A 7,034-nucleotide genomic window follows, 5' to 3' on the forward strand; every position below is an offset into this window, starting at 1 on the left:
CGTATAGGTGGCGGTAAGCTTGTGGCAGTTCGTCAGCAGGAATGTGACAGAGTACTTTTTCTTGATTTTGAGTGTGTAAACGAGCTTGGCGACACCGTACTCATTACCGTAGTTTGCGAAATTATGGGTATGTACAGCAATATTATTATTGTGGATTCAAACGGCGTAATTATTGATTCACTCAAGCGTGTTGACCTCACAATGAGCAGTCGCAGACTTGTACTTCCAAATATAAAATACGAATTGCCGGAGGCACAGGATAAGCTTTCAATTCTTGAACATTCAGCCGAAGAAATTGCCGAAAAAGCAGTAGACTTTGACGGCGAAATGACGCTTAACAAGGCTTTGTTAAAGTCAATTCAGGGTGTGTCACCGCTTGTATGCCGAGAACTTGAGTATCAGGTCGGTGAGGGCACAACCACATCAATGGACAATGCCCATTATCAAAAGCTTATAAATGTGCTTGATAAACTCTATGTAAATGTTAATAAATATACAGGCAAGCCTTGTATGGTGATAAGAGATGACGGCAAGCCGATTGATTTCACATTTATGAATATTGAGCAGTATGGAAGCTTTGCTGAAATTAAATATTATGATACCTATTCACAACTGCTTGACAGCTTTTATGAAACCAGAGATTCACGAGAGCGAATGAGGGTGAAGTCGCAGGATCTCACAAAACTGCTTGTAAATTTAAGCGAAAGAATTTCCCGTAAGCTTTCAAAGCAGAAGATTGAACTTAAAGAATGTGCAAATCGTGAGCAACTCAGAATAAATGGTGACCTTTTACAGGCAAATTTGTATCGCATTGAGCGTGGAGCAACCTTTGCTGAGGTTGAAAATTTTTACGATGAAAATATGTCACTTATACGCATAAAGCTAAATCCCGCTATTTCACCTGCCGCAAACGCTCAGAAATATTATAAAGACTACCAAAAGGCGAAAAATGCCGAACACATTCTTACTGAGCAGATTACAAAGGGCAGGGCAGAGCTTGAGTATATCGACTCTGTTTTAGATGCAGTAAGCCGAGCTGAGAGTGAGCGAGAGCTTGCTCAAATCAGAGAGGAACTGACCGAGCAGGGATATTTACGCAGACAAAAGGGTAAGCAAAGACCGCAGTCCGCACTTCCGCCTCTTGAATTTACATCAAGTGACGGCTTTAAAATCTATGTTGGCAGAAATAATATACAGAATGATAAACTAACTCTCAAGACAGCAAATAAAAATGATATGTGGCTTCACACAAAGGATATTCACGGCTCACATACAATTATTGTTGCCGAAGGCAGAGAAATTAGTGATACAGCCATTTTAGAGGCGGCACAACTTGCCGCATATTACAGCAAGGCAAGAGAAAGCAGTCAGGTACCTGTAGATTACACGCTTGTGCGTTATGTAAGCAAGCCAAGCGGTGCAAGACCCGGTATGGTTATCTATGTAAACAACAAAACTGTTTATGTCACACCAAAAGCAAATATTAGTAAATAACAAAACTCGGCAATCAATTCGGTTGCCGAGTTTTTTCTATTCCTCTATATAGTCAAGATATTTTAAAAATCGCTTTACCGCAAGCGAAGCGGTCCTTTTGTCTTTTAGGCCCACTCCGATATTTCTGTAGGCAGGCACATCAAGCTCTTTAATAAGGATATTGTATGGTATTCTTTTTAAAATCAGTTGAGGCAAAATGCTTATGCCAAGTCCGATTTCCACCATTGACATAATAGCATAGTCGTCCCATGTTGTGAAGTGCGTTTTCACGCTAATATTGCAACGCTCAAACAAATCCGCAACATCAGATTTTTCTCCCTTTTCAAGCATCATAAACGGGTCGTGGCAAATCTCAGCTATCGGGAATTTTTCACAGTCTTTAAGCCTGTGATTTTCCGGAATAACCGCCATAAGCTTGTCTTGCTTTAAAAATATGGTTTCAATTTCTGAATTAGTCGGAAGTCGCAGAAATCCGCAGTCAACCCTGCCCTCGAGTATCCATTGTTCAATTTCATTGTAATCACCGAGCAATAGTTCATAGTCAATGTTCGGATAATCTTTTTGAAACTCCTTTATCACCTTTGGCAGCCAATGCGTGGCTACACTTGAGAATGTGCCTATTCTTATAAGTCCCGTTTGCAGTCCGTTCAATTCGTCAATCTGCATTTGTAATTTTTCATATTCCGTCACAAGACTTTTTGCATATGGCAAAAGCTTTTGTCCGTCTGAGGTAAGCTTTACACCGCCCTTGCCACGCTCCAAAAGCACAATGTTCCATTCCTTTTCGAGATCGGCAATCATTCTGCTTATACCCGATTGAGAATAATTGAGTATCTCGGCGGCTTTTGTAAAACTGCCGTACTCAACTGTTTTTACAAATGACATATATTTTTGTATATTCATAATTTGCTTCCTATCTGAAAATGTAATAATAAATATGAAAAACATTCGCTTTTCAAATGTATAAACCTATGATACACTAATCTTGCATTAAAATCAAGTTGGGGGAAGTAAAATGATAAATGTAAGTGAAATAAAAACAGATATGCCAAAAACTTATAAAACAAGTTTGCAAGAGAAAGTCTATAAAGCTTTGAATGAGCTTGACATTCCGTCGAGGTAATCACAATGGAGGATTGCGTTGCAGTAGATGAAAAGCTTGATATGAAAATGGTAAAGACTTTGTTTTTATGCAATCGTCAGAAAACTGATTTCTATTTGTTTATCACCTGTGGCGACAAGCCTTTTAAATCAAAAGAATTCAGCAATGCCCTTGAAATTTCAAGAGTTTCTTTTGCTCCGGCCGAGCTTATGGAAGAAATGCTTGGCACAAAAATCGGTGCCGCTACCGTTTTCAGTTCGCTTATTGATACTGAAAACAGAGTAAAAATTGTGTTTGACAAAGCTGTGCTAAGCGAAAAATATTACGGCTGCAGTGACGGTACAACTACAGGTTATATGAAGATCAAAACTACAGATATAACAGGCAAATTATTAAGCTTTGCACATCATATTCCGACAGTTATTGAGGTGTAAAATGGGACTTTATCAGAACAGAATAGTTGTCAAAGTTGGAACATCAACTTTGACTAATGAGGTTGGAAAAACAGATTTAAGAGCAGTTGACAGATTAGTATGTGTGCTGTCGGATATTCAGAATATGGGCTACGAGGTTATTTTGGTGTCATCAGGTGCGATTGCAGTAGGCTCAAATAAGCTGAATTTTAAATCAAAACCGACATCAATGAGAATGAAACAGGCGGCAGCGGCAGTCGGACAATGCAGTATTATGTTTTTATACGATAAATTCTTTGGCGACTACGACAAAACAATAGCTCAGATTTTACTCAATGCAGAGGATATTGAGCAGGAGGAAAAGAAAGAAAATCTTACAAATACTTTTAATGCTCTGCTTGAAATGGGCATAATTCCGGTAGTCAATGAGAATGATTCTGTCAGCTACACTGAAATTGAGTCTGAGGAGCGTTTGTTTGGCGACAATGATATGCTTTCGTCAGTTGTAGCGGTACTTTGCAAAGCAAAAAGGCTTGTTATTCTTTCAGATATAAACGGACTGTATGACAGTGACCCAAGACTGTATCCGAATGCAAACTTAATTTCAAAGATTGATAAAATTGATGAAAGCGTGTATTCTCTTGCCGGTGGGGCAGGCTCAAGAAGAGGAACTGGCGGTATGAAAACTAAACTTCAAGCCGCTTCTCTTGCCACATCAAACGGCATTGACACAATAATAACAAACGGCAAAAATCCTGAGGATATTTACAAAATAATCAACGGAAAAAGCATCGGTACTTTATTTACTGGAATACAATAATTATGTGTATTGACACTTTGAATTTATACAGTTATAATATACATATACCTCTAAAGGTATGGAGGATGATATTATGAAGCAATGTATGGATTCAGAAAATTTACACCGCAGATTAAAGAAAATTATAGGTCAGGTGCAGGCAATAGACAGAATGATTGATGAGGATATTCCTTGTGAAGATATTCTTTCTCAGCTAAATGCCGCAAAATCTGCTCTTCACGGATGCGGTAAGGTTGTGCTTGAAGGACATATCAAGCATTGTATTCGTGACGGAATTGAGCATGGCGATGCAGAAAAAACGCTCGAAGATTTTACAAAAGCAGTTGAGCGTTTTGCAAATATGGGTTAAATTTAGACAGACAGTCATATATTACATAACAAATTGTAGCTTAGGTGATTTTGTTATTGTAATATGTGGCTGTTTTTTATTTTGCTATTGACAACCTATACCCCTATATGTATAATATACCTATACCCCATAAGGTATAGAAAAGAGGCAGCTTATGAAAAAATTAATGAAAAAGCTCGAAACACTGTTGGAGCTTGGCGGAGTCAAAAAGGATATAACCTTGCTTGTTATATCAGGTATTGCACTTGTACTCAGTCTGATGAATGTACTTAGCTTACCGTTTGACATCTCATGGGTAGCAATAATTCTTTGCGGTGTGCCGATTATACTTGAGGCAATAATCGGACTTATCACCGAATTTGACATCAAGGCAGATGTTTTGGTATCTCTTGCTTTGGTAGCGTCTGTTTGCATAGACGAAGATTTTGCAGCCGGAGAGGTAGCTTTCATTATGCAGCTTGGTGCATTGCTTGAGGACTTAACAGTTGCAAAGGCAAGGGCAGGTATTGAAAAGCTTGTAAAGCTTACTCCGCAAACTGCAAGAGTTATTTCAGGCAATAAAGAAAAAATCATATCGGCAGAAGAAGTACGAAAAGGTGATATACTAAGAGTTCTTGCAGGTGAAACCGTACCTGTTGACGGTATAATCACCTCGGGAAAAACTTCAATTAATCAGGCTGTTATGACAGGTGAATCTTTGCCTGTAGATAAAGCAGAGGGTGATGAGGTATCAAGCGGAACTGTAAATCAGTTTGGTGCATTTGAAATGAAAGCCACTAAGGTTGGTGAAGACAGCTCAATTCAGCGTATGATACGACTTGTGCAGTCAGCAGATGCAGGTAAGGCTAAAATCGTGGGAATAGCCGACCGTTGGGCGACTTGGATTGTAGTAATCGCACTGACGGCAGCGGCATTTACATGGCTAATCAGCGGTCAGATTATCAGAGCAGTAACAATTCTTGTTGTATTCTGTCCATGTGCATTGGTTCTTGCTACACCTACTGCAATTATGGCGGCTATAGGAAATGCAACAAAGCATGGTTTTCTTGTGCGTGAAGGTGACGCACTTGAAAGGCTTTCTAAGGTAAAAACCATTGCCTTTGACAAAACCGGTACACTTACCTGCGGTACTTTGAAAGTTACAGCTTGTAAGAGCGTATCTGATAAATTTAACGATGATGATATTTTTTCATTTGCAGCGTCGGCAGAAATGCTCTCTGAACATCCAATCGGCAAGGCTATTGTTTCATCTTATAAAAATCAAAAGTCAAATACTGTCGTTAAAGCAGAAAGCTTTAATATGGTAATCGGCAGGGGAGTAATTGCTAAAGTTAGCGGTAAAAAAATTCTTGCAGGCAATAAAGAATTATTAAAAGAAAATACAGTAAGTATTCCTTCGTATTCAGAAATTGACAGCTATTTGTCACAAGGCTGTACTGTTATTCATATTGCGGCAGATAATGAATATGCGGGTTATATTGTACTGTCAGATGTATTGAGAAATGAAAGCAAGAATATGATTGCAAGTCTTTCAAGGCTTGGTGTTACTCCTGTTTTACTCACCGGCGATAATAAAAATTCAGCCGACAGCATTGCAAGCAAGCTTGGCATTACCGAATACCGATCTGAGTGTTTGCCTGAGGACAAGCTGAATTATATAGACAATAGCGAAAAAGCCGATAAACTTGTTTGTATGATTGGTGACGGTATAAACGACGCCCCTGCACTTAAAAGGGCAACAGTAGGCATTGCAATGGGAGGAATCGGAAGCGATATAGCAGTAGATGCCGCAGATATTGCCCTCGTAGATGATGAGGTAAAGGAGCTTCCGCATCTGATTGCTTTATCAAAAAGAATGATGACTACAATTAAACTTAATATGACATTTTCAATGTGTCTTAATTTTATAGCCATTGTACTTGCGATTATCGGTACATTAAATCCTGTAGTGGGTGCACTTGTGCATAACGCAGGCTCTGTGCTTGTAATAATAAATTCATCTTTACTTTTAAAATGGAGGAAAAAACAATGATAATTTCTATAATCGGTATGGTAATTTGCTGTCTTGTTGCTGTTGCCGGCATTTATTACCTTGTAAAAGAAAAAGAAGATAAAGAGTCACGCAAAATCTACGGTATTATTACTGCAGTGGGTATTGTTGTGTTCATAGCTTTACTTATATATTTTATTTTTCAGTTGGTGTAAAGTATTTTAAACTTGAAAAATTGATTTTAATGTGCTACAATATTACCATCAGGACAAGGAAGTTCATCGGGACTTTCTTGTCCTTTTTATTGGAGGTAATAGGTATGAAAAAACCACTGATCGGTGTTTTGCCGCTTGTTGATACTGAAAAGGATTGCTATTGGATGCTGCCGAACTATATGCAAGGCATAGAAAATTCGGGCGGTATTCCTGTTATGCTGCCGCTGACAGAGGATAAAGAGATTATAAAACAGCTTGTTAATACTTGTGACGGCTTTCTTCTTACAGGAGGACAGGATGTAGCACCTGAAATATACAACGCAAAGCGAACTAAAGAATGTGGAGAAAGCTCATCACAAAGGGATAATATGGAGTCAGAGCTATTCAGCCTTGCATATGAACAGGACAAGTCAATTTTCGGTATCTGCCGAGGTATTCAGTTTATTAACGCAATTATGGGCGGTACTTTGTATCAGGATTTATTGACAGAGCATCCAACCGATACCATTCATCATCAGCCGCACCCTTATGATAAGCCTATTCATAGCGTAACTTTAGTAAAAAATTCCCCATTGCATAAATTGCTTGATTGCGATAAGCTGAATGTCACAAGTCTTCATCATCAGGCAGTCAAGATTCTTGCACCAAGGC

General features: G+C 38.8%; 8 protein-coding genes. 7 read left to right on the plus strand and 1 reads right to left on the minus strand.

The window, feature by feature from the left end; translation table 11 throughout:
• Window positions 1-1,494, plus strand: a 1,494-nt coding sequence (locus ACJMMI_RS02615) for an NFACT family protein (protein ID WP_405353227.1), incomplete at its 5' end; no start/stop codon positions are given.
• Window positions 1,495-1,530: 36 nt separating this feature from the next.
• Here the strand turns inward: ACJMMI_RS02615 and ACJMMI_RS02620 are convergent.
• Complete coding sequence (locus tag ACJMMI_RS02620; protein ID WP_405353229.1) at window positions 1,531-2,397, minus strand: LysR family transcriptional regulator; 867 nt, start codon at window positions 2,395-2,397, stop codon at window positions 1,531-1,533.
• Window positions 2,398-2,622: 225 nt separating this feature from the next.
• Here ACJMMI_RS02620 and ACJMMI_RS02625 point away from each other — a divergent pair, with 225 nt between their 5' ends.
• From ACJMMI_RS02625 to ACJMMI_RS02650, 6 genes are all read left to right on the plus strand, one after another.
• On the plus strand, window positions 2,623-3,030 hold the full coding sequence (locus tag ACJMMI_RS02625) for a YbaK/EbsC family protein (RefSeq protein WP_405353231.1): 408 nt from the start codon (window positions 2,623-2,625) through the stop codon (window positions 3,028-3,030).
• 1 nt (window position 3,031) lies between these two features.
• On the plus strand, window positions 3,032-3,829 hold the full coding sequence (gene proB, locus ACJMMI_RS02630) for a glutamate 5-kinase (RefSeq protein WP_405353232.1): 798 nt from the start codon (window positions 3,032-3,034) through the stop codon (window positions 3,827-3,829).
• Window positions 3,830-3,902: 73 nt separating this feature from the next.
• On the plus strand, window positions 3,903-4,178 hold the full coding sequence (locus ACJMMI_RS02635) for a metal-sensing transcriptional repressor (protein WP_405353234.1): 276 nt from the start codon (window positions 3,903-3,905) through the stop codon (window positions 4,176-4,178).
• A 154-nt stretch (window positions 4,179-4,332) separates the two neighbouring features.
• The gene (locus ACJMMI_RS02640) at window positions 4,333-6,210 is read left to right on the plus strand and encodes a heavy metal translocating P-type ATPase (protein ID WP_405353235.1); all 1,878 of its coding nucleotides are present in this window, start codon (window positions 4,333-4,335) and stop codon (window positions 6,208-6,210) included.
• Window positions 6,207-6,383, plus strand: a complete 177-nt coding sequence (locus ACJMMI_RS02645; RefSeq protein ID WP_405353237.1) for a hypothetical protein — start codon at window positions 6,207-6,209, stop codon at window positions 6,381-6,383. Before ACJMMI_RS02640 ends, ACJMMI_RS02645 begins: the two co-directional genes overlap by 4 nt.
• A gap of 104 nt (window positions 6,384-6,487) precedes the next feature.
• On the plus strand, window positions 6,488-7,034 hold a 547-nt coding region (locus ACJMMI_RS02650; protein ID WP_405353238.1), incomplete at its 3' end, for a gamma-glutamyl-gamma-aminobutyrate hydrolase family protein.

The organism is Ruminococcus sp. (genome assembly GCF_045129435.1).
Lineage (GTDB): Bacteria > Bacillota > Clostridia > Oscillospirales > Acutalibacteraceae > Ruminococcoides.